Consider the following 26,972-nt stretch of genomic DNA (forward strand, 5'->3'; position numbering starts at 1 on the left):
GTCAGCCCTCCCCCGCCGCGTCGGCCTGCGCCACGTCGGCGAGCCCGCGCAGGATCAGCGCGGTGGACGAGGCGCCCGGGTCCATGTGCCCGGCGCTGCGCGGGCCGAGATAGCTGGCCCGCCCCTTGTGCGCCTGCATCGGGACGGTGTCCTCCGCGCCCTTGGCGGCGGCCTCGGCGGCGGCGCGCACGCATCCGGCCAGGTCGGAGCCGTCGGCCAGCGCCGCCTCGTAGGCCGCGACGGCGGGTGCCAGCGCGTCGATCATCGTCTTGTCGCCGTCGGCGGCCTTGCCGAGGTCGCGGACGCCGTCCAGCCCCGCCCGGAGCGCGGAACCGAGCGCGGCGGCGTCGGCCTCGTCGGCGTCGCCGAGCGCCTTGCCGGCGCGGCGGAGCAGCGTCCCGTAGAGCGGGCCGGACGCGCCGCCGGTCTTGGACACGATCGCCCGCCCGGCCGCGACCAGCACCTTCCCCGGCGGGGCATCGTCGGGGAGCGCCTCGACGGCGGCGCGGAAGCCGCGGTCGAGGTTGTGGCCGTGGTCGCCGTCGCCGATGGCCGCGTCCAGCCGGGTGAGCCGTTCGGCGTCCGCCGACACCAGCTCGGCGGCGTGCCTGATCCAGGCGCCGAGATCCGCGCCGTTCACCGGCCCCACCGCAGCCCCGGCGTCTCGACCGGCGCGTCCCAGAGCCGGGTCAGCTCGGGCGTCACCCGGCACACGCTGATCATGCAGCCGGCCATCTCCAGGCTGGTCACGTACGGGCCGACGAGGCGGCGGACGACGGTCGCTCCGTGCCCCTCCAGCCACTCGGCCGCCGCCGCGTAGGCGATGTACTGCTCGATCAGCGGGGTGCCGCCCATCCCGTTCACCAGCACCAGAACCTCGGACCCGGACAGCGGCATGTCCGCGTCGATCGCGCTGAGCGACGCGTCCACGATCTCCGCCGCCGTGCCGATCTCGACCCGCTCCCGGCCGGGCTCGCCGTGGATGCCGATGCCGAGCTCCATCTCGTTCTCGCCCAGCTCGAACGTGGGCGTCCCGGCGGCCGGGACCGTGCAGGACGACAGCGCGACGCCGAACGACCGGCTGCGCTCGTTCACCTCCCGCGCGACCGCGGCGACGGCGTCCAGCGCGGCGCCCTCCTCGGCGAGCGCACCGGCGATCTTCTCGGCGAACAGGGTGGCGCCCGTTCCGCGCCGCCCCGCCGTGAACGTGCTGTCCTCAACGGCCACGTCGTCGTCGACGATGACGGACGTGACCTCGATGTCCTCGTCCTCGGCCAGCTCGGCGGCCATCTGGAAGTTCATGACGTCGCCGGTGTAGTTCTTGACGAGGTGGAGGACGCCGGCGCCGCCGTTCACCGCCATCGTCGCCGCGATGATCTGGTCGGGCACCGGGGAGGTGAACACCTCGCCGCAGCAGGCCGCGTCCAGCATGCCGAAGCCGACGAACCCGGCGTGCAGCGGCTCGTGGCCGGACCCGCCGCCCGACACCAGGGCGACCTTCCCGGTGCGCGGCGCGTCCGCGCGCACGACGGTGCCGTTCTCCGGGTCGACGGTGAGCGACGGATGCGCGGCGGCCAGTCCGCGCAGCGCGTCGGAGACCACGTCCGACGGGGCGTTGATGAGTTTGCGCATGTCTCATGCTCTACCCGCGTCCGGCGCCGCCTCCCAGACCCAATCGGCGATCGGCCGGGGCCGTGCGGTCCGTATAGGTTGCATCCGTGAGTTCGTCCGTGAGCGCAAGACCCACATTCCTGTACGACTGCGACACCGGCATCGACGACGCGATGACGCTGCTGTACCTGGCCTCCCTCGTCCGGGCGAGCGAGGCGGAGCTGGTCGGCGTCGGCACGGTGCACGGCAACATCGACCCGCTGACCGGCGCGCTGAACACGCTGCGCGTGCTGGAGGCGGCGGGGATCACCGAGGGCGTGCCGGTCGCGGTCGGCGCGGCCCGGCCGATGGCGCAGGACGTCCACTACGCGCTCGACTGGCACGGGACGGACGGCCTCGGCGACACGCACCTGCCCGACCCGGCCGGGCGGCCCGTCGCCGAGCCGGCGCCCGCGCAGATCGTCCGGCTGGCCCGGGAGCGGCCCGGCGAGCTGACGCTGCTGGCGACCGGTCCGCTGACGAACCTCGGCGCGGCGCTGCTGCTGGACGACGAGCTGCCGTCGCTGGTCCGCGAGGTCGTGGTCATGGGCGGCGCGTTCGACCACCCCGGCAACATCACGACGCACGCCGAGGCGAACATCTGGCACGACCCGGAGGCCGCCGACCTGGTGTTCGCGGCGGACTGGCCGGTCGTGCTGGTGCCGCTGGACGCCACGCACCCGACCGCCGTCCACGACGACTGGCTCGACCGGCTGGCCGCCCACGAGAGCGAGGTCGCCCGGTTCGCGGCCCGCATCCTGACGTTCTACGAGGTCGCCTACACGCCCACGCTGAAGCGCCGGGGCGCGGTCATCCACGACGCGCTCGCCGCGATGCTGGCCGTCGATCCGGGGCTCGGCGAGTACGCCCACCGTCCCGTCCGGGTGGAGCTGCGCGGCGAGCTGACGCGCGGCACCACCGTGTGGGACGCGCGGTCGCTGCCCGCCGAGGACGTCCGCCGCCCGGTGAAGGTCGCCGTCGGCAGCGACGTGCGAGCGTTCCAGGAGCGCCTGCTCACCGCGCTGACCTCGCTGTAAGGCGGCTCTGCGCGCGTCTGAGCGGCCGTCGCGCGCGCCCGCCGCGGGAAGTTCCTGATCTTCGGACGTGCCCGGATCGTTCACTGACCTTATTGTTGAAACCGTGACCAACGTTCTAGACGACGGTGAGCTGCAGCGGATCCTGGTCGTGATGGCCCATCCCGACGACGTCGACTTCGGCGCGGCCGGGACGATCGCCTGCTGGACCGACCGGGGCATCGAGGTCGTCTACCTCATGGTGACCGACGGCGACGCGGGCGGCTTCGACGACACCGTGTCCCGCAAGGAGATGGCGACGCTGCGCCGGGAGGAGCAGCGCGCGGCGGCCAAGTGCGTCGGCGTGAGCGACGTCCGGTTCCTCGGGTACTCCGACGGCCGGGTCGAGGCCACGCTGGACCTGCGCCGCGACATCGCCCAGGTGATCCGGCAGGTGCGGCCGGACCGGGTGCTGATGCCGAGCCCGGAGCGCAACTACGAGCGGATCTACCCGAGCCACCCCGACCACCGGGCGGTCGGCTCGGCCGCGCTCGACGCCGTCTACCCCGACGCCCGCAACCCGTACGCGTTCCCGGAGCTGCTCGCCGACGAGGGCCTCGACGCGTGGACGGCGCGGGAGGTGTGGATCACCGGCGGTCCCGTCGTGAACCACTACGTCGACATCACCGAGCAGTTCGAGCGGAAGGTGAACGCGCTGCGCGCGCACGTGAGCCAGACCGGGCACATGGGCGACGGGCTGCCGGAGATGCTGCGCGGCTGGCTCGGCGCCAACGCCGCGGCGGCCGGCCTCCCCGAGGGACGGCTCGCCGAGTCCTTCCAGGTCGTCGACACCGCCTGAACCGCGGTCGATACGGCGTGCCGCCGCCCCCCGTGATCCACCGTCGGCGCCGTCTGATCTCCCAAGCCTTTCCGGTCACACTCCAAATACAGTTACTCACAAGCCGTAATTAACTGCAGATCGGGCATGCACCCCATGTGACAGAACACGGGGGGTTGTCATGTCCGAAGAGATCGAAGCGACCGCCACCTCCTGCGCCGAGCCGGATGTGATCTTCAAGCATCTGTGCGTCGCCGAGGCGTGGGGCGAGTGGGGCGGTTTCTGGATCCGCGCGCGGCGCGAGGCCGACGGGACCGAGCACCCGAACGGGATCGGGGCCGTCCGGTCCGTCCCGCCCTGGCGCGAAGAGGTCGTGGCCTGGGACCCGCCGCGGCACTACGGGTACGTCGCGCTGGCCGGGCCGCCGCGGTGCCGCGTCCTGGCGGACGTCACGCTGGAGCCCAACGCGGGCGGCGGCACGCTGATCCGCTGGCGCGGCGAGATCGACGCGTTCCCCGGCACCGGTCCGTTCACGCGGGCGGCGCTCCGCCGCCGCTTCGGGGCCTACGCGCGCCGGGTCGCCTGGCACTCCGAGCGCTGCGAACCGGGCTGCCCCGCCCGCCTTCCGGGCGTCCTCTAGGAGCCCGCGCGCTAGGCGCTTTCTCACCACTGGTCGCACGAATTCGGGGGGATCGATGCGGCGTCATATCATCGTGCTCGCCTTGGCCGCGGGCGCCACCGGGGCGGGGCTCGCCGCCCACTGGGTCGTCTCCGACGCACCGGCCCGCAGGACCGGGGTCACCGCCGGGGCCACCCAGGCCATCACGGCCGAGCAGGGAGCGGCGGCGAAGGAGCCGACCCGGCCGTTCGACCGGCCGGCGCTGACCCAGGCCGTCCGCGCCTACCTCGGCACGCGTCCGGGCAAGGCCGGGGTCATGGCGACGGACCTGCGCACAGGGCTGACCTTCGGGGAGAACGAGAAGGGCCGGTTCGTCACCGCCAGCATCATGAAGGTCGACATCCTGTCGAGCCTCGTCCTGCAGCGGCAGCGCGACCGCCGCGCCCTGACGCGAGGACAGCGGGAACTGGCCGGGCACATGATCCGGGAGAGCGACAACAACGCGGCGGACGCCCTGTACTCCGCGGCCGGCGGCAGCAGCGGCGTGCGGAAGGCCAACAAGAGCTTCGCCCTGAAGAACACGACGCCGTTCTCGGGGTCGTGGGGTTCGTCCCTGACGACACCGGCCGATCAGGTGCGCCTGCTCACGAACTTGGTGTCGAACAAGAGCCCCATCAACGCGTCGGGACGTGCGTACATCCTGAGCCTGATGGGTTCCGTCCTGCGCGAGCAGTCGTGGGGGGTGAGCGCGGCGGCCCGTCCGGGCGAGAAGGTGGCGCTGAAGAACGGGTGGACGCCGGTCTACCACCAGGGCCACGGCTGGGCGGTGAACAGCATCGGCCGCATCACCGGACGCGACCATGACTTCCTCATCGCGGTGTGCAGTGGGGACAGCCCGACGATGGGGGCCGGGGTGGCGACGGTCGAGCACGTCGCCGAGATGGTGGTGAGCACCCTGCGCGACTCGCGCTGAGGGGCCCAGAACTCGCGTCCGGAACTCGCGTCCGGAACTCGCGCGCATGCTAGACGAGCCGGCGTGCGGCCGCCCAGCGGGAGAGTTCGTGCCGGTTCGACAGCTGGAGCTTGCGCAGCACGCTGCTCACGTGCGTCTCCACCGTCTTCACCGAGATGAACAGCTCCTTCGCGATCTCCTTGTAGGCGTAGCCGCGCGCGATCAGCCGCAGGACCTCCCGCTCCCGCTGGGTGATCTGGTCCAGCTCGGGGTCGACCGCCGGGACGTCCGTGGCGGCGAACGCGTCCAGCACGAATCCGGCGAGGCGGGGCGAGAACACCGCGTCGCCCTCCGCGACCCGGCCGATCGCGTCCGTCAGCTCCGGGCCGGAGATCGTCTTGGTGACGTAGCCGCGCGCGCCGCCGCGGACGACGCCGATGACGTCCTCCGCCGCGTCCGACACCGACAGGGCGAGGAACTTGGACGGGACGGCGCCGTGCAGCCGCCGCAGCACCTCGATGCCCCCGCCGCCGGGCAGGTGGACGTCCAGCAGCACCACGTCCGGCCGCGCCGCGCGGATCACCGCGACCGCCTCGTCGACGTCGCCCGCCTCGCCGACGATCTCGACGCCGCCGCCCAGCTCCGCCTTGACGCCGGTCCGGAACATCTGGTGGTCGTCGACCAGCACGACCCTCTTCAACGCCTCGCTCATGACTTCTTGATCTCCAGCCGCACTTCGGTGCCCTCGCCCGGCGCGGTGCGGACCGTCGCCTTGCCGCCGTTGCGCTCCATACGTCCGATGATGGACCCCCGGACGCCCATCCGGTCCGCCGGGACCCCGTCCAGGTCGAATCCCTTGCCGCGGTCGCGGACGAACACCGCGATCTCGTCGCTCTCCACCTCCGCGTACACCGACACCGACGGCGCCCCGGAGTACTTCGCGGCGTTCACCATCGCCTCCCGCGCCGCCTGCAGCGCCGCGCCGAGCCGCTCGTCCAGCGCCGTGTCGCCCACGCAGACGATCTCGATCGGCACGCCGTGGTCGTCCTCGACCTCGCCGGCGAGCTCCCTGATCGCGGCGGCGAACGTCTGGTCGGGGTCGGCGCGCGGCTGGTACAGCCACGTCCGCAGCGTCCGCTCCTGGGACCGGGCGAGCCGCTGCACCTCCCGCGTGTCGTGCGCGTTCCGCTGGATCAGCGTCAGCGTGTGCAGCACCGAGTCGTGGATGTGCGCGGCCAGCTCGGCGCGCTCCTGGGAGCGGATGCGCTCGTGCCGCTCGGCGTCCAGGTCCTGCCAGAGCCGCACCACCCACGGCGTCACGATCACCGCGACCCCGGTCAGGATGATCAGCATGGCGACGATCACGGACCGCGCCTGGGCCGCCTCCACGTTCTGCACGACGACGCCGCCGATGCCGCCGACCACCAGCAGCAGGCCCATCAGGCTGCGCAGCCAGCGCTGCCGGAGCGGCAGCGTCCACCGCTGCCGCTGGTCGCGGTCGGCCTGCTGCCACAGGATCGCGGCGCCGACGCCGCCGACGACGAACGGCCACAGCGCCCACTGGACGACCCCGGCCGCGCCCCACGGCAGCACCGCGAGGCCCAGCGTGACCGCCGCGTAGGCGAGCAGCTGGCCCCAGTCCCGGCCGCGCAGGCGCCCGGTCTTCGCGGTCTCGCCCGCCGGCGCCGCCTGCTCGTCCGGCGGGACCGCCTCCGGCGCGGGCACCAGGATCCAGAACGCCGCGTACGCGGCGACGCCGAGCCCGCTCGCCACCGTCAGCAGCACGAACGCGGCCCGGACGAGCACGACGTCCACACCCAGATGCACGGCCAGGCCGCGGCACACCCCGGCCACGAGCCTGCCCTCGGCGACGCGCTCCAGCGCCGGCGGCCGCAGCGGCACGGCGTCCGGTCGCTCCGCCGCCGTCGTCCCACCCGGCGCCTCCTGGCTCACCGCTGCCCTTCCCTCGGTACTCCCACGCCACCGATCGTCACACGCCCGCACGGGGAACCGCATCAGGGACCGGCCCTGGAACCGGCTCAGGGTCCGCTCAGGGACGTCCCCGATACCGCCGGCCGCGGATGAGAGGCCACGATGGCAGGCATGGACGGCGAGCGGAACGACGGCGAGCGGAACGACCGCCCGCAGAACCCGACCGAGCAGGACACGGCGAAGCAGAGCCCGGACGAGCAGCACACGGGCGCGGAGAGCACGAGCCGTCAGGACGCGGGCGAGCAGGGCGCGGGCCAGCAGGCCGCGGGTGCGGAAAGCGCGGGCTCGCAGGCCGCGGGCGGGCGGACGATGCGGGAGCGCTCCGAGCGGGGCTACCAGCGGCTGGCGCGCGACGCCGACCGGCGGCTGCTCGCCGGCGTGTGCACCGGTCTCGGCCGCTACACCGGCATCGACCCGGTCGTCTTCCGCGTCGGCTTCGCGATCCTCGTGCTGGCGCAAGGGCAGGGGATCTTCCTCTACGTCGCGGCGGCGCTGCTGATGCCCGCGAGCCCCGGCGAGTCGTCGCTCGCGGAGCAGCTGTTCAAGCGGTGGTTCGACGCGCAGGCGGTCCTGTCGATCCTCGGCGCGCTGCTGTGCGTCAGCCTCGCGTTCACCGTGTTCGGCGGCGCCTACACCGGCACGATCGCCGCCCTGGTGGTGTTCGGGCTGGTGCTGGTGGTAGCGCACTCGCGCGGGACGGACCTGGTGGCGGCGGCGCGGTCCGTCCCCGAGCGGCTGGCCGGGCACCCGCCGGAGCCGTCCGCCGCGTGGACGCGGTCGGAGGACGTCGTCGTCGGCGGCGTGTCCCTCTACAAGGACCTCTCCCGGCCGGCGCCGGCGAGCGGCGGCCTGCCCCCGGGCATGGTCGACCTCGCCGCGTACTCGGCGACCCGGGCCGACGCCCTCGCGGACGATCTCCCCGCGGCGCCGAACCGCCGGAAGAGGCAGAAGAAGGACGGGCGCGGCGGCCCGGCACCGGCGGCGGCGATCACGCTGCTGGCCGCCATGGCGGCGGGCGCGGCGATGATCCCGGTCGCCAAGGGCTACCCGGCGCCCGACTCCTGGATGATCGTCATGGCGCCCGCGCTCGCGGTCATCGGGCTCGGCCTCGTCGTCGGCGGCTGGTTCCGCACCCACGGCCTCGCCACGGCGGGCACCCTGCTGACCCTCGGCCTGCTGACGACGACGGTGGTGGGCGACATGCCGCGCAACGCCAGTTACGGCGACGTCGACTGGCGCCCCACCGACGTGGCGCAGACGACCCAGACCTACAAGGTCGGCGTCGGCCAGGGCGACCTCGACCTCACCGCCCTCCCGATGACCCCGGGCCAGCGCATCACGATCGACGCGCAGGTGGGTCTCGGCGGGCTCGCGGTCACGCTGCCCGCCGCCGCCCGCGTCATGGTGGACGCCCGGATCACGCTCGGCGACCTGAACATCCAGCACCGGACGACCAGCGGCCCGAACGCCAAGGTCACCCGCGTCCTGGAACCGGAGACGCCCGGCGCGAACCCGCCGGTGATCGAGCTGCGGATCCGCGGCAAGGTCGGCGACGTGGACGTGCACCGTGGTTAACGGCGGCGCGGCTGACAACGAGTCTGGAGTGGACATGGCCAAGCGGTTCCGGTTCGACCCGGCGGGCCCGGTGACCGGGCTGTTCTTCCTGGTCCTCGCGGGGCTGTTCCTCGCGGAGGGGCTGGCGGAGGAGCCGATCGCGTCCGCGACGGTGCTCGCCCCGGTGGTGCTGATCGGGCTCGGCGTCGTCGGGACCGTCCGGGTGCTGACCCGCGCCCGCCGCCGCGACCTGCGCTGACCGGCCCGCCCGCTCTCCCCCGGCCCCCGGAACGGGAAGTAGTGTGATCCCGACGGCAGGTGACGGAATGGAGTCGGATGTCAGGGCAGACCGGGACACCGCAGGCGGGATGCACGGACGTGCTGCCCGGGTCTCGTTCGGCGCTGGACCCGGGCCGGGCCATCAAACCGGGCCGGCACGGCCTCTCCCCCGAGACCGTCGCCGGCATCCAGCGCGAGCGGCTGATCGACGCGTTCGTCCAGGTCGTCTCCGAGCGCGGCTACGCGCACACCACGATCAGCCGGGTCACCGAGGGCGCGGGCGTCACGAAGAAGACGTTCTACGCGCACTTCACCGACCTCGACGACTGCTTCCTCGCCGCCTACCAGCGCGGCATGGACATCCTGCTCGCGCGCATGACGCAGGCGTACGAGTCCGCCGCCGACCGGCCGGACGGCATCCACGCCGCGCTGCGCACGCTGCTCGCCGCGCTGGCCCGCGAGCCCCGCTTCGCGCGGGTGTCGCTGGTGGAGGTGAACGCCGCGGGTCCGCGGGTCCGGCAGGCGCGCCTGGACAACCTCGCCCGGTTCCGCGACTTCCTCACCGGCGCGTCCCTGCCGCCCGTCCCGGGGGCCGTGGTGGACGCGATCGTCGGCGGCATCTACAGCGCGATCCACGTCCAGATGGAGACGGGCGCGGCCGACGAGCTCCCGTCGCTGCTGCCGTCCCTGACCTACTTCGCACTGCTCCCGCTGATCGGCCGCGAGGCCGCCTCCCGCTACCTCACCGACGACCCGCACTGACCCGCGCTGACCCGCGCTGACCGGTCTCAGCGCGCGGGCGACCCTCAGCGTGCGGGGGATTGCGCGTGGAGGGTGACGGCGAAGGCCGGGCCGGGGTTCGTCAGCGCCTGGGACGTACCGTGCACGCGGATGCGGTTGGCGCGCAGCGGCCGCTCCGTGACGCCGCGCTCGGTGATCGTGACGACGGCCAGCTCGCCCGCGACGAGGGTGCTGACGCCGCCGTGGAGCGTCCCGCCGTGACCGGGCGGCCACGTGGTCAGCCACACGGTCAGCCCGGCGGTCGGCCCGGCCTCGTCGTCCAGCGGGACGTGCCGGGGCTCGGCCGCGTCGAACCGGACGAGCCGCCACCACTCGTCGGGACGCGCCGCCAGTTCACGGACGCGGGCGGCGAGCTGGCCCACGGTCGGTGGACGGACGCCGAGAGCACGACCGTGCGGGTCGTCCTGGCCGTGCATGGTGAGATCGGGAACCACGGAAAGGTCCACGGGAAAGGTCCTTCGTGTACTGGTGTCGCGTGTACGGATGTCGGCCGGTGAGATGCGGATTCAGCGACAACACGAAGGACACAGCGCGCTGGCCGCGCGGCGCAGGGCCACGGGGCTGTCGGTCGACGCACGCTGGGTCACGAACACAAGAAGACACGCACCGCCGCGCCTTGTCAAACCGATCGCGGGCGAGCCGCTCACGGACGCGCCGACCGCGGGATCAGCGGCTGATGATCAGGTAGACGATGCCGCTCAGAACGAGGGTCACGATCAGCGAACCCAGACAACCAAGTCGCGATGAGAAGAAGAGGAACATAGCGCCCTCCTCCCCCGAATCATCCGTCACCGTCCGGTGACCATCCGACGTCTTACCTGATGGAGACCCTGCATAGACGGTTACGTGTGTTTCATTGCGGAAACAGGAGAAGAAGAGGGTTACCCCGATACGGTCGGACGGGAGCCGCCCCGGAACGGGCGCGGTCGAGTCGACGCTCCTGGAGGAGCACGTGACCCCCCAAAATCAAACAAATACCAACGAAGCGGCACATATGGACGAGGTGGACGTCCATGACGGCGTCCACCACGCCACCGAGTCCGACGAGGAGCAGGTCCTCCGGGAGCTGTACGGCGACCCGGACGACGACGGCGTTTTCCGGGCCGCCGCACTGATCGGAACGGCCATCGGCGCGGCCGCGACGGGTGCGAGCGGAATGATCGGTCAGGCCCGGAAATCGCTCGGAATGTCGGGCCGGCCGAACACCATCACCAAGGAGTACGCGTCCAGGCACGGGAGCGAATTCCTGCGCGCCGCCTGGTGCGACATGGCGGTCACCTACTGGGCGCGGCACAGCGGGAACGCGTCCGCGGCCCTGCCGGGCGGAGACCGCGCCTACACCGTCTGGCACGCGCAGGATTTCCAGAAGGCCGGACGCTGGCACAGCGGGACCACCGCGGGCGTCAACCGGGCGAAGCCAGGCGACATCGTGTTCTTCGACTGGGGCGCCAGCAACAGCATCGGCGCGATCGACCACGTCGGCGTGGTCGAGGCCGTGCTCGGCGGCGGGCGGCTGCAGACCATCGAGGGCAACACCGACGACGCGGTGAAGCGCCGCGTCCGCGGCTCCGGCGTGATCGCCGGTTACGGACGGCCCGCGTACGGCGGGGGCAACTGGACGGAGGACATGGTGAGGAAGCTCCCCGAGCTGAGCAAGGGCGACGAGGGCGAGCACGTGCAGAGCGTGCAGGGGCTGCTGCAGGCGCGCAGCCATCCCGAGGTGCGGATGACCGGGACGTTCGACGACGTCACCGAGAAGGCCGTGAAGGCGGTCCAGCGGTGGGGCAAGGTGGATGACGACGGCATCGTCGGTCCGATAACCTGGTCGGTTCTCCTTCGCGTGCATTAGCCAGCATTCCCCCAGACGTCGGTAAATAAGCGATGCCAGGGGCTAGTACGGGATTCAACCGCGGATTAGGTTCGTAGGGTCGCCTTCCACGGAGGTGGCCCCGATGACGTGGCCTGACCAGCGCGCTCCGCCCGGTGGACGTTCTCTTCCGAGTCCACCCCGAGACGTCCCTGGGAGAAACGCATGCCACGAATCCGTGTCGAGGTCGACGGCGCGACGTACGAGGACGACGTCGAACCGCGCCTCCTTCTCGTCCACTATCTGCGCGAACGGCTGGGTAAGGTCGGGACCCCGGTCGGGTGCGACACCAGCAACTGCGGAGCCTGCACCGTCCTGATGGACGGGATGAGCGTGAAGAGCTGCTCCGTGCTGGCCGTCCAGGCGGACGGCCGCGACGTGACGACCGTCGAGGGCCTCGGCGTCGACGGGACCCCGCACCCGATGCAGACGGCCTTCCACGAGGAGCACGCGCTCCAGTGCGGCTACTGCACGCCCGGCATGATCATGGCGTCGCTGGATCTGCTGCGGGAGAACCCCGACCCGTCCGAGCAGGAGGTCCGCGAGGGTCTCGAGGGCAACCTGTGCCGGTGCACCGGCTACCAGAACATCGTGAAGGCGGTGCGGCGGGCGGCGAGCGATATGCGCGAACCCGCCGGGCAGGAGGTGACGCCGTGACCGTGCAGGAGGTCGGCAGCCCGCGCCGGCGGTCCGAGGACGCCCGGCTCATCACGGGCCGCACCAAGTGGACCGACAACATGACCCCGGCGGGGACGCTGCACGTGGCGTTCCTGCGCAGCCCGCTCGCGCACGCCCGGATCACCGGTGTCGACACCTCGCGGGCGAAGCAGAGCCCGAACGTGGTCGCCGTGTTCAGCGGGCAGGACCTCGCCGAGGAGCAGGGGTCGCTGCCGTGCGCGTGGGTCGTGACCGAGGACATGAAGCTCCCCGAGCATCCGCCCATGGCGGTGCACGAGGTCCGCTACGTCGGCGAGCCCGTCGCCTGCGTCATCGCCCGCGACAAGGCCGCGGCCGTCGACGCCCTGGAAGAGATCGACGTCGACTACGAGCCGCTGTCCGCGGTGGTGGACATGGAGGCGGCACTGGCCGAGGGCGCCGACCTCGTCCACGAGGACCTCGGGACCAACAAGTCCTACACGTGGGTGTTCGAGAACGGGGATCTCGATGCCGCGATGAGGGACGCGCCGGTCGTCATCGAGCGGCGCTACGTCCAGCAGAGGCTCATCCCCACGGCGATGGAGCCGCGGTCGGTGCTGTGCGTCCCGGAGGGCGACGAGTTCACGCTGTACTCGGCCACGCAGATCCCGCACATCCTGCGGCTGATGCTGGCCACGGTCACCAATATCCCCGAGCACCGGATCAGGGTCGTCGCACCGGACGTCGGCGGCGGCTTCGGCTCCAAGCTCCAGGTGTACGGGGAGGAGGTCCTCGCACTGCTGCTGGCCCGCCGGCTGGGCCGTCCGGTCAAGTGGACGGAGACGCGCAGCGAGGGCAACATGACCGTCCACCACGGACGCGACCAGATCCAGCGGCTCACGCTCGCGGCAGAGCGCGACGGACGGATCCGCGGCCTGAAGGTGGATCTGCTGGCCGACATGGGGGCCTACCTCATGCTGGTCACGCCCGGCATCCCGCTGCTGGGCGCGTTCATGTTCAACGGCATCTACAAGATGGACGCACTGTCGTTCACCTGCACGGGCGTGTTCACCACCAAGATGCCCACGGACGCGTACCGGGGCGCGGGACGGCCCGAGGCCACGTACGCGATCGAGCGGCTGATGGACGAGTTGGCCGCCGAAGTGGGCGTCGACCCCATCGAGGTGCGGCGCCGCAACTGGATCAAGCACGAGGAGTTCCCGTACGAGACGATCGCGGGCCTGACCTACGACTCCGGTAACTACGAGGCGGCGACCGACAAGGCCCTGGAGCTGTTCGAGTACGACAAGCTGCGGGCGGAGCAGGCCGACCGGCGGGAACGGCAGGACCCGGTGCAGCTCGGCATCGGGGTGTCCACGTTCACCGAGATGTGCGGGCTCGCGCCGTCCCGTGTGCTGGGCTCGCTGTCGTACGGCGCGGGCGGCTGGGAGCACGCGGCTGTGCGCGTCCTGGCGTCCGGCAAGGTCGAGGTGGTGACGGGGTCGTCCGCGCATGGGCAGGGCCATGAGACGGCCTGGGCGCAGATCACCGCGGACAGGCTCGGTGTCCCGTTCGAGGACGTGAAGGTCCTGCACGGCGACACGGCCATCTCGCACAAGGGAATGGACACCTACGGTTCCCGCTCGCTGGCCGTGGGCGGGGTCGCGTTGTTCTCCGCCTGCGAGAAGGTCGTCGACAAGGCCCGCAAGGTCGCCGCGCATCTGCTGGAGGCGTCCGAGCAGGACCTCGAGTTCACCGCCGGGCGGTTCAGCGTCCGCGGCGTCCAGCAGGAGGGCAAGACGCTGCAGGAGGTCGCGCTGGCCGCGTTCGCCGCGCACGACCTGCCCGACGGCATCGAACCCTCGCTGGACTCCGACGCCACGTTCGACCCGGAGAACTTCTCCTTCCCGCACGGCACGCACCTGTGCGCGATGGAGGTCGACACGGAGACGGGCATGGTGAAGATCCGCAAGTACGTGGCGGTGGACGACGTCGGCAAGGTCGTGAACCCGCTCATCGTGGAGGGGCAGGTCCACGGCGGCCTCGCGCAGGGCATCGCGCAGGCGCTGTACGAGGAGGCCGTGTACGACGCGGAGGGCAACCTCACGACGACGACCATGGCCGACTACCTGATCCCGTCGGCGGCGGACCTGCCGGTGTTCACGGTCGACCGCACCGAGACGCCCGCGACGACCAATCCGCTGGGCGTGAAGGGCGTCGGGGAGGCGGGCACGATCGCCTCCACCCCGGCGGTCGTGAACTCCATCGTGGACGCGCTGCGCCCGCACGGCGTGCACGACGTGCAGATGCCGTGCACGCCCGAACGCGTGTGGCGCGCGCTGCGCGGAGAAGCGGAACCGGGCGCCGCCCAACCGGGCGCGGCCGGCGGGCTCGGTTCGGCCGGAGGTGACCAGTGATCCCCGCGACGTTCGACTACGTGCGGCCCGCCTCGCTGGACGACGCCGTGCGGGCGCTGTCCGACGCGGGCGAGGACGCGAAGGTGCTGGCCGGCGGGCAGAGCCTGATGCCGCTGCTGCGGATGCGGCTCGCCATCCCGGACGCGCTGATCGACCTGGACCGCCTCGACGGGCTCCGGGAGATCCGCGACGAGGGCGACTCGATCGTCATCGGCGCGATGGCGACGCACCACCAGGTGATCCGCGATCCGCTGGTGCGCGAGCACGTCCCGCTGATCGCGAAGACGACGGAGACGGTCGCCGACCCGGCCGTCCGGCACCGCGGCACGTTCGGCGGGTCGCTCGCGCACGCGGACCCGGCGAGCGACCTTCCGGCCGTGGCGCTGGCGCTGGACGCGGTGCTCCTCGTCCGGTCGGTGCGCGGCGAGCGGGAGGTCCCGGCGTCGGAGTTCTTCGTCGACTGGATGACGTCGGCGATGGAACCGGACGAGCTCCTCGTGGGCGTGCGCGTGCCGAAGCTGGGCGCGGGCTGGGGCGTGCACTACGAGAAGTTCCATCGGACGGCGCAGGCATGGGCGATCGTCGGTGTCGCGTGCGCCGTCCGCCGCAACGGCGACGGGATCGAGGAGGCGCGCGTCGCGCTGACCAACATGGGGCCGACCCCAGTGCGGGCGAGCGCGGTGGAGACCGCCGTCACGGGCCGGACCGCGACGGAGGACGTGTTCCGGACCGCCGCCGCGCAGGCCGCGGCGGGCACCGAACCGCCCACCGACCTGAGCGGGTCGTCGGAGTACCGGACGCATCTGGCGACCGTGCTCACCGCGCGGGCGCTGGCGGCGGCCACGGGCTGACGGGCCGCACGCCACGCGCATGACGCGGTCATGCGGCCGGGTACCGGCGCCCGCCGGGCCCCGGCCGCATGATCGCCCCCTCCCCGGGTACCGGGCCCCCACTGGCGACGGGATGGGCCGCCGCCGTAAGGTCGCGGACAAGTTCTCCGGACGATAAGGACTTTTGATCATGGAGCTCGACCACGATTTCACCGTCCCCGTACCGGTGGATCAGGCCTGGTCGGTGCTGCTCGACGTGGAGCGGGTCGCGGCCTGCATGCCGGGCGCGACCCTCGACTCGGTCGAGGGCGAGGAGTACTCGGGGCGGATGAAGGTGAAGGTCGGCGCGATGACCATCACCTACCGCGGCACCGCGCGGATCGTCTCGGCGGACGAGTCGGCCCGGGTGGTGACCCTGGAGGCGGCCGCGAAGGAGGCCCGCGGGTCGGGCACGGCGTCCGCGACCGTCCAGGCGAGGCTGCACACCGAGGGCACCACGACGCGGGTGAGCGTGCACACCAAGCTGAACGTGACCGGGCGGCCGGCGCAGTTCGGCCGCAACATCCTGTCCGAGGTCGGTTCGAAGATCATTTCGCGGTTCGCGAAGGCGCTGGCGACCGAGCTGGAGTCGTCCGGCGAGACCGCCGTCGGTGCCGCCGCCGCACCGGCCGCCGAGTCGACACCGGTCGCCGAGGCCGCGCCGGTCGCTGAGCCCGCCGAACCCGCCGCGCCCGCGGCCGAGGCCGTGAAGCCCGCGGAGGACGCCGGCAAGCCCGGCCCGGTGAAGGCCACGGAGGAGGCCGCCGCCAGGGCCGAGGCCGCCGTTCCCGCCGCGGCGCCCGAGCGTCCCGCGCGGCGGCTGCACGTGACGGACGGGGACGACGCGATCGACCTGCTGGAGGTCGCGGGGCCGTCGGTCGCCAAGCGGGCCGTCCCGGCGCTCGGCGGGCTGGTCGCGCTGCTGCTGGCGATCCGGTTCCTCGTCCGGCGGCGCCGCAGGCGCTGAGCCCCGAACGGGGTCAAACCGGGGTCAACGATCGGCCCGCGGACGGCGGCGACGGTGGAACGGGCCGCCGCCGATGCCGTCGGCTTGTCTCGTGGACACCATCGAGCTTCAGCGGATCGCCCGGATCGAGAACGACAACTGGTGGTACCGCGAGCGGCGGGAGATCCTGTCCGCGGAACTGCTGCGGTTCAGCGTGCCGGGGGCGGCCGTCGACATCGGCGCCGCGTCCGGCGCGAGCTGCCGGGTGCTGGCCGAGCACGGCTGGCGCGCCACCGGCATCGACCTGAGCCCGGACGCCGTCGCGCTGGCGCGCGCGCAGGGCGTCGAGGCGTACGAGGGCGACGCCCGGTACCTGCCGCTCGCGCCGGGCGCCTACGACCTGGCGCTGGCGCTGGACGTCCTGGAGCACATCGAGGACGACGCGCGGGCGGCGGCGGAGATCGCGCGGGTGCTGCGTCCGGGCGGCGTCGCGCTGGTGTCCGTGCCGTGCGACATGGCGCTGTGGTCGGCGCACGACGTGGCGCTCGGCCGCGTCCGCCGCTACCCGCGCCGCGCGCTCACCGAGCTGGTCGAGGGCGCCGGGCTGGTGCTGGAGGCGGTGTGGAGCCGGGGCGTGCTCGTCCGGCCGCTGCTGCGCCGGTTCCGGCACCGGACGGCGCGCCGCGAGGACCTGGCCCCGCTGCACCCGCTGGCCAACGAGGCGCTGCGCCTGACGGCCGCGCTGGAGCGCCGCCTGCCGCTGGCCGGCTGCCCCGGCGTATGGCTGTGGGCAAGAGCCCGCCACCCCGGCTGACCCCCCGTTGATCTGCGGCGTGTTGTTGTTATGACGCCCCTGATAACAACAACACGCCGCAGGTCAACGATTGAGGATGCGGTCTACGGCGCGGGCGGCCGCTTGGCCGTCGTCGTGGGGGCAGTACTTCACGAAGAACCGGTCGTAGGCGTCGGCGTACTGCTGCTCGCTTTCCGGTGCCGCCTTGACGGCCTTGGCGACGTCCGCCGACGTCGTCACGACCGGACCCGGCGCCTCCGCCTCCAGGTCGATGTAGAGGCCGCGCACGTGGTCGCGGTAGCGCTCCAGGTCGTAGGCGTAGATGACGATGGGCCGGCCCAGGACGGCGTAGTCGAACATGGCGGAGGAGTAGTCGGTGACGAGGACGTCCGCCGCCATGTAGAGGTCGGCGATGTCGGGGTAGCGGGAGACGTCCATGACGAAGCCGTCGGCCCCGGTCGTCGCTAGACGGGGCCTGTCGGTGACGAGGTGATGCGTACGCAGGAGGAGGACGTGGTCGTCGCCTAGGGCGTCCTGCAGGGTTTCCACGTCCAGCTCCAGCGAGGAGCCCTGCCTACCGGGGCCGTGGCGCCGGTCGTCCCGCCACGTGGGCGCGTAGAGGACGACCTTCTTGCCGTCGGGGATCCCCAGGCGCTTGCGTATGCGCGTCCCGACGCTCTCCCATTCGGGGCTGCTGAGGATGTCGTTGCGCGGATACCCCGTCTCCAGGACGTCCCCGTCGTAGTGGAACGCGCGGCGCATGATCTGGGTGGCGTAGGGGCTCGGGGACAGCAGCAGATCCCAGCGCGCTACCTCCCAGTCCAGCCAGTCGTTGCGTTCGGTGCGCTGGTAGGGCATGTCCCTGAGGTCGTGGGCGAGACGCTTCAGCGGGGTGCCGTGCCACGTCTGGACGTAGGTCTGGCCGTCGCGCTTGAAGTACCAGGGCGGGAGCCCGCGGTTGGTGACGATGTGCCGTGCGCGCGCGAGGACGCGGTAGTGCTCACGGCTTCCGGCCAGGACGGTCCTGGTATTCACATCGGTCGTGCAGTCGATCGGGAACTGGCCGTCCTGGGTGACCCACACGCATTCAAGGTCGGTGTCGCGGCGTGCGAGTTCTTCGTAGATGGCCCTGGGGTTGCAGCTGTACTGGGCGCCGTCGTAGCTGTCGAAGACGGCGATGTCCGCCAACGGGCTTCGCAGATAGACGGGGTAGTCGCGCTGCTGGAGCAGCAGTTGCGCGTGTCCGCCCCGCTCGTCGTCGCCCAGGGCGGGACGGCTGTGCAGGGTCAGCGCATCGATCTGGTGGACGCCGACCTCGAATTCGTGCGTCCCGACGCGCCGCCGGTCGGGCAGTCTAGGGATCGCCTCGCGTTCGACGACGACCGCCACCTCGCCGGAACGCGCGCGCGCCAGCACGTCCCACGTTCCGCTCATCAGCGGCAGGTCGGTGCCGAACACGGCCATGGTCGCGGGTGTGAAGGCGGCGGTGAAGCGGTCCTGCTCCCAGGTGACGGGAACGCGGTGCTCGTCGCCCGACCGGCGCCGGCGCAGGACGAAGTGGTCGGGCCTGTCCTCGGGGCCGGCGTGGTCGCCGGTCAGGGTGAGGTGGCCGGCGGCGTCCCATTCGGCGGCGCGGACGACGGGGCGGAGGGTGCGCTCGACGGCGCGCAGGTTGCCGAACGCCGTCCGCGTGAGCGCCAGCTCGCGTCCGTGCTCCCCCGGCAGCGCGAACCGGGCGGGCTTGACGTTGCCGGCGACGGTGAGCCGCAGCGGGCCGCCCTCGCCGGTCAGCCGGATGTCCCAGTCGATGGCGTCGCGCAGGTGCGGCTGGTGCGGGGCGGGCCCGCCCCGCCCGGAGGCCAGGAACTCCAGCGGGAGCTTCGCCGTGAAGTCGAACCCGGTGCCCTCCGCCATGCGCAGGACGGCCGACTGGCGCAGCGTCACCTCGCCGCGGACCTCCTCCCCTCCGTGCCGGCGGGCCGCGACCAGGGCGACCCCGGCGCCGAGGGCACGACGCGTCCAGCCGGTCAGTTCGAGCATGTCCCCGTCGCGGCGGATCCGGGTGAGGACGGCCTTGGCGCGCTTGACGTGGACGACGAACACGTCGTCGTCGCCGGCCGCCGGCTGGACGGCCACGTGCTCGTCCACCTGCCGTGCCGCCGTCCACCGCACGGCCGGGGGCGTCGCGGTGAGGCGCTGCACGGCCCTGCGTCCCGCCGTGGAGACCTCGGCGAACAGCTCGTAGGTGGCCGTGCGCCATTCGTCGCCGTCGAGGAGGTACTCCGGCTCCACCCGCACGGTGAAGCCCGACCAGTCGTAGGAGACGCTCGCCTGACCGGAGCGTGCCGTGACCTCCGGGCAGCGGATCCGTTCCACGGGCAGCCGGATCTCCCTGCCGGTCTTCACGTCCCGCATCCAGACCCGGATACGGGAATCGGTCGCCGCCGACACGTCGAACCTGTCGAAGTGGGCGTGCCCTTCGACGATGAGGGTGTCGACGTCCCATTCGACGCGGTCGACGTCCGCCCACAGGCCGATCTCGTCGGTGACGTCGTACACGTCCAAGGGGATGTCGCGTTCGGCGTCCTCGAAGAACGGGTAGCGCGCGTACCAGCGCGGACGCAGGCGGCCTCTGGGCACGATCGGGACGTCCTGGAGCCCGTACTCCTCGAACCGGAGCACGTCCAGCAGTTCGGGAACCATGCGCCCGCGGAGGAGATGCAGCTCCAGGCGCCGGATCGCGTCGAGCCCCTCGGTGGCCGAGCGGTCGGCGTCGGCGACGACCTCCGCGCCCAGCTCGATCAGGCGTTCCCGCTCCTCCCAGGTGGCGGCGGGCAGGGCGAGCATCAGGTCGCGCACGTCCAGGTCCAGCGCGTACATGTCGTGGACGGCGAGGAGTTCCGGTGCGTGGTCGTGGACGAAGTTCCGGATGGCCGCGAGCGTCGCGATCCGGTCGGTGATGTGGTCCGGGTCGGGACGGAGGCGCGGGGCCGTTCCCGGGCGGTCGCGCCAGAAGTAGACGGTCGTGTCCAGGACGTCCACCACCGAGGCCAGGAGCTGGGCTTGGACGGCGACCAGGGCGTCCTGGTCGGTGCCCAGCTCGAAGCCGTGCGCGTCCCAGAACGAGCGCCGGTAGACCTTGTTCCAGAGCGTCCGATCTTGCAGGAGCGCGGGGTGGCGGGTGACATGCGTCGACAGCATCGTCTTCGCGTAGGGCTCGCTGTGCAGCGGCGACTGCCACACCTGCTCCGCGTCCAGGCACATGACGTTTCCGCCGGCGAGGTCCGATCCGGTGGAGTCGAGGGTGCCGACCAGCAGTTCGCAGGCGTAGGGCGGCAGCGCGTCCTCGCCGTCCGCGAACGCCAGGTACCGGCCCTTGGCCTGTTCCACACCGGCGTCGGCGGTCCCTGCGGCCGGGCCGGGCTGGAGCAGCGTGAACCGGTCGTCACGCCCGGCGAACTCCTTGGCGACGAGCGCCTCGCCGTCGTCGGCACCGTCGTCCACCATGAGCACCTCGACGTCGCGCAGGGTCTGCCCTGCGAGCGACTCCAGGCACTCGGCGAGGCGGCCGCCGGTGCTGCGGAACGGGACGACGATGCTGATCTGCGGGGACACGAGCGACTCCGTGATGGGGTGAGCGGGGTTAGGAGGAGGTGGGGCGGCCGGTCAGCGACCGGAGGGCGGGACCCGGTCGAGCACGCCGTCGGGCATGCGGTCGCCCGCCCGGTCGCCCGTGCGCTCCAGGACGCGGTCGAGGACGCGGGCGGCGGCGTGGCCGTCGTCGTGCGGGCAGTACCGGGCGGCGAAGGCGGCGCGCGCCTCCCGGTACCCGGTCTCCAGCGCGGCCGGGTCGCCCAGCGCCTCGACGACCTCGCGGGACGTGCCGAGCATCGGCCCGGGGGCTTCGGCGTCGAAGTCGAAGTAGAAGCCGCGCACGTGGTCGCGGTAGCGCTCCAGGTCGTAGGTGAAGAAGACCATCGGGCGGCCGGTGACGGCGAAGTCGAACATGGCCGACGAGTAGTCCGTGACCAGCACATCGCTGATCAGGAAGAGTTCGGAGATGTCGGGGTAGACGGACACGTCCATCACGCAGTCGCCCGGCGCCAGCTTCGGCCGGTCGGTGACGAGGTAGTGCGTCCGCAAGAGCAGCACGTGGTCGCGGCCGAGCGCCGCCCTGAACTGGTCGACGTCGAATTCGAGGCGGAACGCGCGCTTGCCGATCGCGTGGTGGAAGTCGTCCCGCCACGTCGGCGCGTACAGGACGACGCGCTTGCCCTCGGGGATGCCGAGCCGCCGCCGGACCGCCGCCGCGATCTCGTCCCGGTGCGGGCTGCTCAGGATGTCGTTGCGCGGGTAGCCGCTTTCGAGGACGTCGCCCTCATAGCCGAACGCGCGCCGGAACAGCGGCACGGAGAACGCGTTCTGCGCGAGGAGCAGATCCCACTGCGGGACGTCGTGCTCCATCCAGTTGACGCCCTCGGTCCGCTTGTAGGGCATCTGCTTGACGTCGTAGCCGAGCTTCTTCAGCGGCGTCCCATGCCAGCACTGCACGTACGTCTGGTCGTCGCGCTTGGTGAACCATTCCTTCTGCGACCAGTTGCCGAAGACGAAGCGCGCGCGGGCGAGGGCCTCGTAGTGCTCCCGCGTGCCGACCAGGACGGTGCGGGCCCCCACCGGCCTGCCGAACTGTCCGTTCTCGGTGACCCACACGCATTCAAGGTCGGTTCCGCGCCGCCGGAGCTCGTCGTAGATACCGCGCGGGTTGCACGAGTACTGGCGTCCCCGGTAGGCGTCGAACACGGCGAGGTCGCGGACGGGCAGGTTGAGGTGGCGCCGGTAGTGCCCGGACCGTATCCGGCTCTGCGCGTAGGCGCCGCGCTCGTCGTCGTCCAGGGCGGTCTCGATCCGCAGCACGAACTGGTCGGTCTTGTAGGCGCGGACGGTGATGCGGTGCAGGCCCGCCTCGAACGGCTCGGGCAGGTCCCGGAGGGTGTGGCGCCTGATGAGGACGGGCTGCTCCTGCCCGCTGATGGTCGTGAGGACGTCCCAACGGCCGGACACCAGGGGACGGGACAGTCCGAACACCGGCATGCGCGCGGGCGAGAACTTCGCCGTGAACCGGTCGCCGTCCCAGTACAGCTTGACGGTGTGCTCCTCCGCCGACCGCCGCCGCCGGAGGAACAGGGAATCGGGCCGTCCGGCACGGTCGGTGCAGGTACCGGCCAGGTGCAGGGCACCGTCGGACGACCAGGACACCTCGTCGAGGATGAGGGCCTTTCCGCGCACGACGATGCGCAGCGTGCTCCGCCGGGTCCGGGCGATCTCCAGTTCCCCGCCGGGGACGGGGAACGCGGTTCCGGCGGCGTCCGCGTCCAGGTACGGCTTGACGCCGCCCGGCAGGCTGATCTCCCAGTCGACCGACCGCCGGGCGAGCCCCGCGGCGGGCAGCCTGGCCCGGAACCCCTCGCCGCCGACCCGCTCGACCGGCCCGGTGACCGTGGCGCGGCCGGCCTTCGGCACGGCGGTGACGCGCGGTTCGTCGCCGAGCGGGGCGCTGCTCCAGCCGTCCAGGCACAGCTCGCCGCCGTCCAGATGGCAGCCGACGACCGCCGCGGGCGTCCGCCGCACCTGCACCACGAACCGGTTCCGGGCCGCGACGCCCTGGACGAGGACGCCCGGCGCGCACTCCCGGTCGTCCGGCCACTGCCGGCCGGGCAGGCGCGGGTTCGCGAACGTGCGGCGCCGCCGCAGGCCCCGGTTGACGATCTCCACGCAGGGGACCCAGTCGACGTCCCGCCAGCGCCCGAACATCTTCAGCGCGGACGGGTCGATCTCCGCGACGAACCCCGACCAGTCGTAGGAGACCGCCGACTGCCGCGACCGGGCGGTCACGTCCGGCCGCCGGACCCGCTCGACCGGGACGCGCATCAGGCCGCGCTTGTTCGCCGCGACCAGCCACACCCGGATGCGGGAGCCGTCCTCGGTGGAGGAGTCCAGGTGCCGGATGTAGGCGTGCCCCTCGATGCGGAGCCGCCCGTCCACCCAGGCGGCCCGGTCGATGGCCGCGACGGGCTTCAGCTCGTCGGTCACGTCGTACACGTGCGCCGGGACGCCCCGCTCCTCGTCCTCGAAGAACGGGTACTCCGCGTACCAGCGGTGCCGCAGGCCGCGCCGGACCCGCGGCGCGTCCGCCGCCTTGCGGAGCTGGACGAACCGCAGGACCTCCAGCAGCTCCGGCAGCATCCGGCGGCAGAGCAGGTGCAGTTGCAGGCGCGTCAACGCGGGCAGCCGCTTCACCACGCGGGGGCTGACGCGGCGGGCGAGCGCGGCGCCGATGGCGACGAGCTCCTCGCGGTGCTCGTCCTGCGTCCGCGGGAGCGCCTCGAACAGGACGCGCAGCTCGATCGGGACGAGGGCGTGCTCGTCGTAGGCGTTCAGCAGCTGCGGCGCGTAGTCGGCGAGCCCGTCGCGCAGTGCGCGTGCGGACGCGAGGCGCTGGTTGATGTTGTCCCAGTCGTAGCGGTCCTCCGTGATGGACCCGGGCCGCTTGCGCCAGTAGTAGACGGTCTCACTCAGGACGTCCACGGACTTGGCCAGCGCGTGCGCGCGCGCCGAGACGGGCGGGTCCTCGTAGAAGCCGGTGGGGAATTCCAGGCGGGCCTCGGTCCAGAACTCGCGCCGGTAGACCTTGTTCCATGGCGTGCGGTCGCGCATGAGCACCGGCTTGGACGACACGTGCGTCCGCGAGCACGACTCCGTGAAGACACCGTCGTGCAGGGGCGACTGCCATTTCCGGTCGGCGTCCATACGCTCGACGTTGCCGGACGCCATGTCGGAACCCGTGCGGTCCAGGGAGCCGGCCAGCCGCGCGTAGGCGTCCTTCTGCACGACGTCGTCGGCGTCGGCGAAGGCCAGGTATTCGCCCCTCGCCTGGCGGACCCCCGCGTTGCGGGCGGGGCCGGGGCCTTCCTGCTCGCGCGTGAACAGGCGGAACCGCTGGTCGCGGGCGCACATCTCCTTGGCGACCACGGCGCTGCCGTCGGTGGACCCGTCGTCCACCAGGATCACCTCGAGGTCGCGCAGAGTCTGCCCGGCCAGCGACTCCAGGCACTCCCTGAAGTACTCCTCGGTGTTGTGGAACGGCACGACGACGCTGAGCTTCGGCATGGGGCCTCCTCCTCGCCCCACCGAGCATGGTGACGTTACGCCACCACATGAACACGCATCGCCATTGCCGGGGCCTCCCCTGACACAGACTTGACCTCGCCTGGCCCCGCGCTTACGGTCCCGTGACCTTTCGTCCGCCCGGCACTAGCCGCGGAGGGTCACTCCGCGGGCTTCCCGAAGGCACTGAAAACCCTGTCCTCGTTGCCCGACACGAGTTGCTTGATCAGGAAGAGGCGGCCGTGCGCGTACAGCCGGTCGGACCCGCTGCGCAACGCGAAGTCGGCCTTCCGCGAGAAGTCCCACATGACCGACGTCCTGCCGCTCGCGGGATCGACCGACACCAGCCTCGGCCGCCGGCCCCTGTTCTTGTACCTCCCGGTCTTGGGCTGGGCGGCGATGAGCCGGCCCCCGTCCATCCCGATCGGGAACAGGTGGTTGCCGTCCGGGTTCTCGGTCCTCCACCGCGCGCGGCCGGTGGCCAGGTCGAAGGAGACGATCGGCGCGAACGTCCTCTCCTTCTCGTCCTTCACCGGGCCGGTGCTCGTCCTGATGTAGAGGCTGTCGTCGCTGACCACGACGTTGTTGCAGCGGTTGGGGTCCTGGTAGCACCGCACCGAGAACCTCCCGGTGACGTCGATGGTCGTGACCTGCGCACCGGACTCGTCCAGGACCACGTACCGTGTCCGCTCTTCGCGCGAGCCGCGTTTCAGCCCCAGGACGACAGGACGGCTCGACGGCATCATCGCGACCGAGTACCCCGGGGGCGCCACGTAGCTCCACAGCGACCGGCCGCTGTCCGGGTCGATCCCGTCCACGCGGCGGGCCTTGCCCGCGTCCCCGTCGCAGGAGAACCCGGCCACCAGCGCCGGACCGCCCGCAAGCCCCTTCATCGCGCAATCCGCGCCGCGACCGGCGCGGTTCCACAGCGGCCGCCCGTCGGCGAGCCGGAACGCCGCGGTGGTGTAGCTCTCGTCCACCACCACGACGCCGCCGCTGATGACGACCTGCCCCTCCCGCACGCGCTCGGCGGAGGGCATCGGCTGCTCCCAGAGCTTCCGGCCGCTCTTCAGATCGACGGCGGCGATCCGGTCGCAGCGCTGCCTGCTCGGACCGAACTGGACGGCGACCCGGTCGCCGTCCGCGCGCGGCGACGCCGCGCACACCCTGCCGGACAGCGGCACCGACCAGCGCCGCTCGCCGGTCGCGGCGTCGTACCCGGTCACCTCGGTCGCCCGCGTGATCGCCAGCGTCGGCCCGGCCGCCCAGATCCGCGGCTTCAGGAAGTCGCCGCCGCTGATCGCCCGGCCGTCCAGAGTCCACAGCGGCGCGCCGTCCCCCGCCCCGCAGGCGGCGACGGACAGCAGGAGGGCCGGCACCGCGCTGAGGACCGCCCACCGCCTGCGACGGCGCTGGGCCGCCCGTTCCCTCGGCATCACCGATCTCCCCCGGGTGTGTGATCGACAAGACACCCATAAGAGGCATCCCGCCCAATCCCGGTTCCCGCGGAATGCCCTTTGCGGCCCGGAACGCGCTGTGTCGCCCCGGAATGCGCTGTGCGGCCCGGCAGGCGCCGTGTCCCCGCCGGTGGCGGTTCGCGGGCGGCCTACGGCCGCACGGGGCGCAGGCCGGGGGCGACGCCGGATTCGGCGACGGCGGCGCGGACGCTCTCCGCGAGCGCCGCGAACTCGTCCGCGCGCGGCGACGTCGACCGGAACCCGAGCCCGATCCGGCGGAACGGCGCCGGCGGCGCGAACCGGTGCAGGCCGAGGTTCGGCGCCCGGCGCGTCTCCACCGGCAGCGCCGTCTCCGGGACGAGCGTCACGCCGAACCCGCCCGACACGAGCTGCACCAGGGTCGCGAGGCTCGTCGCGTACGTCGCGGCGGCGGCGCGAGCGCCCACGTCGCGGCAGATGTCGAGGGCCTGGTCGCGCAGGCAGTGCCCCTGGTTGAGGAGGAGGACGTCCAGGTCGTTCAGCGCCTCGCGCGGGATCTCCTCGTCGCCCAGGTCGAACCCGGCGGGCGCGACGAGCACGAAGTCCTCGTCGTACAGGACGATCTCGGTCACGCCGGCCATGGAGACGGGCAGAGCCAGGAGCACGACGTCCAGCCGCCCGGCGAGCAGCTCCGTGACGAGATGCTCCGTCCGTTCCTCGTGCACCGACAGCTTCAGGTCGGGGAACTCTTTGGCGAGCCTCGGCAGGACGATGGGCAGCAGGTACGGCGCCACGGTCGGGATCACGCCCACCCTGAGCGGCCCCACCAGCGCCCCTTGGACGGCCTTGACCTCGTCTACCAGGCGGTCGAGTTCCGCTAGGACGACCTCCGCACGGCGTGCGACCTGCTCTCCGGCGGGGGTCAGCAGGACTTTCCGGGTGGTCCGCTCGACGAGGCGTGTTCCGAGGGTCTCCTCCAGCGCGGCCACGGCCCCGGAGAGGGCGGGCTGGCTCATGCGCAGAGCGGCGGCGGCGTCCCGGAAGTGCAGATGCTCGGCGAGCGCCAGGAACGCCCGCAACTGAGCCACCGTCGGTCTGCTGTTCGCCATCTCACCCGAACGTTACTCCAACGGCCATCACGGACCG

22 protein-coding genes are annotated in these 26,972 nt (G+C 72.4%); 13 read left to right on the forward strand and 9 right to left on the reverse strand.

Going from position 1 to position 26,972, the window contains the following annotated elements; all coding sequences use genetic code 11:
• Window position 1: 1 nt before the first annotated feature.
• Both dhaL and dhaK read right to left on the reverse strand, forming a co-directional pair.
• Window positions 2–640, reverse strand: a complete 639-nt coding sequence (gene dhaL / locus ABFX46_RS25130; RefSeq protein WP_346045732.1) for a dihydroxyacetone kinase subunit DhaL — start codon at window positions 638–640, stop codon at window positions 2–4.
• Window positions 637–1,632, reverse strand: coding sequence for a dihydroxyacetone kinase subunit DhaK (dhaK, locus tag ABFX46_RS25135; protein WP_346045733.1), 996 nt, complete (start codon window positions 1,630–1,632; stop codon window positions 637–639). Before dhaK ends, dhaL begins: the two co-directional genes overlap by 4 nt.
• 98 nt (window positions 1,633–1,730) lie before the next feature.
• Here dhaK and ABFX46_RS25140 point away from each other — a divergent pair, with 98 nt between their 5' ends.
• The 4 genes from ABFX46_RS25140 (at window position 1,731) to ABFX46_RS25155 (ending at window position 5,093) form a co-directional block, all read left to right on the forward strand.
• Window positions 1,731–2,687: a nucleoside hydrolase gene (locus tag ABFX46_RS25140; RefSeq protein WP_346045734.1), complete on the forward strand. Its 957-nt coding sequence runs from the start codon at window positions 1,731–1,733 to the stop codon at window positions 2,685–2,687.
• 151 nt (window positions 2,688–2,838) lie between these two features.
• The gene (locus ABFX46_RS25145; RefSeq protein ID WP_346045884.1) at window positions 2,839–3,522 is read left to right on the forward strand and encodes a PIG-L deacetylase family protein; all 684 of its coding nucleotides are present in this window, start codon (window positions 2,839–2,841) and stop codon (window positions 3,520–3,522) included.
• 160 nt (window positions 3,523–3,682) lie between these two features.
• A complete protein-coding gene (locus tag ABFX46_RS25150; protein ID WP_346045735.1) occupies window positions 3,683–4,141 on the forward strand; it encodes an SRPBCC family protein in 459 nt (152 codons plus the stop codon).
• Window positions 4,142–4,196: 55 nt separating this feature from the next.
• On the forward strand, window positions 4,197–5,093 hold the full coding sequence (locus ABFX46_RS25155; protein WP_346045737.1) for a serine hydrolase: 897 nt from the start codon (window positions 4,197–4,199) through the stop codon (window positions 5,091–5,093).
• Window positions 5,094–5,142: 49 nt separating this feature from the next.
• Here the strand turns inward: ABFX46_RS25155 and ABFX46_RS25160 are convergent, their stop codons facing one another.
• Window positions 5,143–5,784, reverse strand: coding sequence for a LuxR C-terminal-related transcriptional regulator (locus tag ABFX46_RS25160; RefSeq protein ID WP_131938674.1), 642 nt, complete (start codon window positions 5,782–5,784; stop codon window positions 5,143–5,145).
• Complete coding sequence (locus ABFX46_RS25165; RefSeq protein WP_428831310.1) at window positions 5,781–6,953, reverse strand: ATP-binding protein; 1,173 nt, start codon at window positions 6,951–6,953, stop codon at window positions 5,781–5,783. The genes ABFX46_RS25160 and ABFX46_RS25165 overlap by 4 nt, the downstream gene beginning before the upstream one ends.
• 222 nt (window positions 6,954–7,175) lie before the next feature.
• Between ABFX46_RS25165 and ABFX46_RS25170 the strand changes: the two genes are divergently transcribed.
• The 3 genes from ABFX46_RS25170 (at window position 7,176) to ABFX46_RS25180 (ending at window position 9,659) form a co-directional block, all read left to right on the forward strand.
• Entirely contained in the window at window positions 7,176–8,639 is a 1,464-nt protein-coding gene (locus ABFX46_RS25170; protein WP_346045740.1) for a PspC domain-containing protein, read from the forward strand.
• Window positions 8,640–8,673: 34 nt separating this feature from the next.
• Window positions 8,674–8,877: a hypothetical protein gene (locus ABFX46_RS25175; RefSeq protein ID WP_346045742.1), complete on the forward strand. Its 204-nt coding sequence runs from the start codon at window positions 8,674–8,676 to the stop codon at window positions 8,875–8,877.
• Between the two features lie 77 nt (window positions 8,878–8,954).
• On the forward strand, window positions 8,955–9,659 hold the full coding sequence (locus tag ABFX46_RS25180; protein ID WP_346045743.1) for a TetR/AcrR family transcriptional regulator: 705 nt from the start codon (window positions 8,955–8,957) through the stop codon (window positions 9,657–9,659).
• 44 nt (window positions 9,660–9,703) lie between these two features.
• On the opposite strand, the gene ABFX46_RS25185 is transcribed toward ABFX46_RS25180, so the two are convergent.
• Complete coding sequence (locus ABFX46_RS25185) at window positions 9,704–10,144, reverse strand: cupin domain-containing protein (protein WP_346045744.1); 441 nt, start codon at window positions 10,142–10,144, stop codon at window positions 9,704–9,706.
• Window positions 10,145–10,692: 548 nt separating this feature from the next.
• Between ABFX46_RS25185 and ABFX46_RS25190 the strand changes: the two genes are divergently transcribed.
• The 6 genes from ABFX46_RS25190 to ABFX46_RS25215 all read left to right on the forward strand — a co-directional run bounded on the left by ABFX46_RS25190 (window position 10,693) and on the right by ABFX46_RS25215 (window position 17,247).
• Window positions 10,693–11,547 (forward strand): CHAP domain-containing protein, encoded by an 855-nt coding sequence (locus ABFX46_RS25190; RefSeq protein WP_346045745.1) that lies wholly within the window; start codon window positions 10,693–10,695, stop codon window positions 11,545–11,547.
• A gap of 183 nt (window positions 11,548–11,730) precedes the next feature.
• A complete protein-coding gene (locus ABFX46_RS25195; protein ID WP_163064016.1) occupies window positions 11,731–12,222 on the forward strand; it encodes a (2Fe-2S)-binding protein in 492 nt (163 codons plus the stop codon).
• Window positions 12,219–14,618, forward strand: coding sequence for a xanthine dehydrogenase family protein molybdopterin-binding subunit (locus tag ABFX46_RS25200; protein WP_346045746.1), 2,400 nt, complete (start codon window positions 12,219–12,221; stop codon window positions 14,616–14,618). The genes ABFX46_RS25195 and ABFX46_RS25200 overlap by 4 nt, the downstream gene beginning before the upstream one ends.
• Window positions 14,615–15,469 carry an FAD binding domain-containing protein gene (locus ABFX46_RS25205; RefSeq protein ID WP_346045747.1) on the forward strand — a complete coding sequence of 285 codons (855 nt, stop codon included), beginning with the start codon at window positions 14,615–14,617 and terminating at the stop codon, window positions 15,467–15,469. The genes ABFX46_RS25200 and ABFX46_RS25205 overlap by 4 nt, the downstream gene beginning before the upstream one ends.
• Before the next feature lie 169 nt (window positions 15,470–15,638).
• Entirely contained in the window at window positions 15,639–16,454 is an 816-nt protein-coding gene (locus ABFX46_RS25210; protein WP_346045748.1) for an SRPBCC family protein, read from the forward strand.
• A 91-nt stretch (window positions 16,455–16,545) separates the two neighbouring features.
• Window positions 16,546–17,247 (forward strand): class I SAM-dependent methyltransferase, encoded by a 702-nt coding sequence (locus tag ABFX46_RS25215; protein WP_346045749.1) that lies wholly within the window; start codon window positions 16,546–16,548, stop codon window positions 17,245–17,247.
• 63 nt (window positions 17,248–17,310) lie between these two features.
• On the opposite strand, the gene ABFX46_RS25220 is transcribed toward ABFX46_RS25215, so the two are convergent.
• From ABFX46_RS25220 to ABFX46_RS25235, 4 genes are all read right to left on the reverse strand, one after another.
• The gene (locus tag ABFX46_RS25220) at window positions 17,311–20,841 is read right to left on the reverse strand and encodes a bifunctional glycosyltransferase/CDP-glycerol:glycerophosphate glycerophosphotransferase (protein WP_346045751.1); all 3,531 of its coding nucleotides are present in this window, start codon (window positions 20,839–20,841) and stop codon (window positions 17,311–17,313) included.
• 51 nt (window positions 20,842–20,892) lie between these two features.
• Window positions 20,893–24,393 carry a bifunctional glycosyltransferase/CDP-glycerol:glycerophosphate glycerophosphotransferase gene (locus ABFX46_RS25225; protein WP_346045753.1) on the reverse strand — a complete coding sequence of 1,167 codons (3,501 nt, stop codon included), beginning with the start codon at window positions 24,391–24,393 and terminating at the stop codon, window positions 20,893–20,895.
• Between the two features lie 158 nt (window positions 24,394–24,551).
• The gene (locus ABFX46_RS25230) at window positions 24,552–25,826 is read right to left on the reverse strand and encodes an outer membrane protein assembly factor BamB family protein (RefSeq protein WP_346045755.1); all 1,275 of its coding nucleotides are present in this window, start codon (window positions 25,824–25,826) and stop codon (window positions 24,552–24,554) included.
• 170 nt (window positions 25,827–25,996) lie between these two features.
• Entirely contained in the window at window positions 25,997–26,935 is a 939-nt protein-coding gene (locus tag ABFX46_RS25235) for a LysR substrate-binding domain-containing protein (RefSeq protein ID WP_346045757.1), read from the reverse strand.
• Window positions 26,936–26,972 lie beyond the last annotated feature (37 nt).

The organism is Actinomadura chokoriensis (assembly GCF_039529475.1).
Taxonomy (GTDB): Bacteria; Actinomycetota; Actinomycetes; order Streptosporangiales; family Streptosporangiaceae; genus Spirillospora; species Spirillospora bangladeshensis.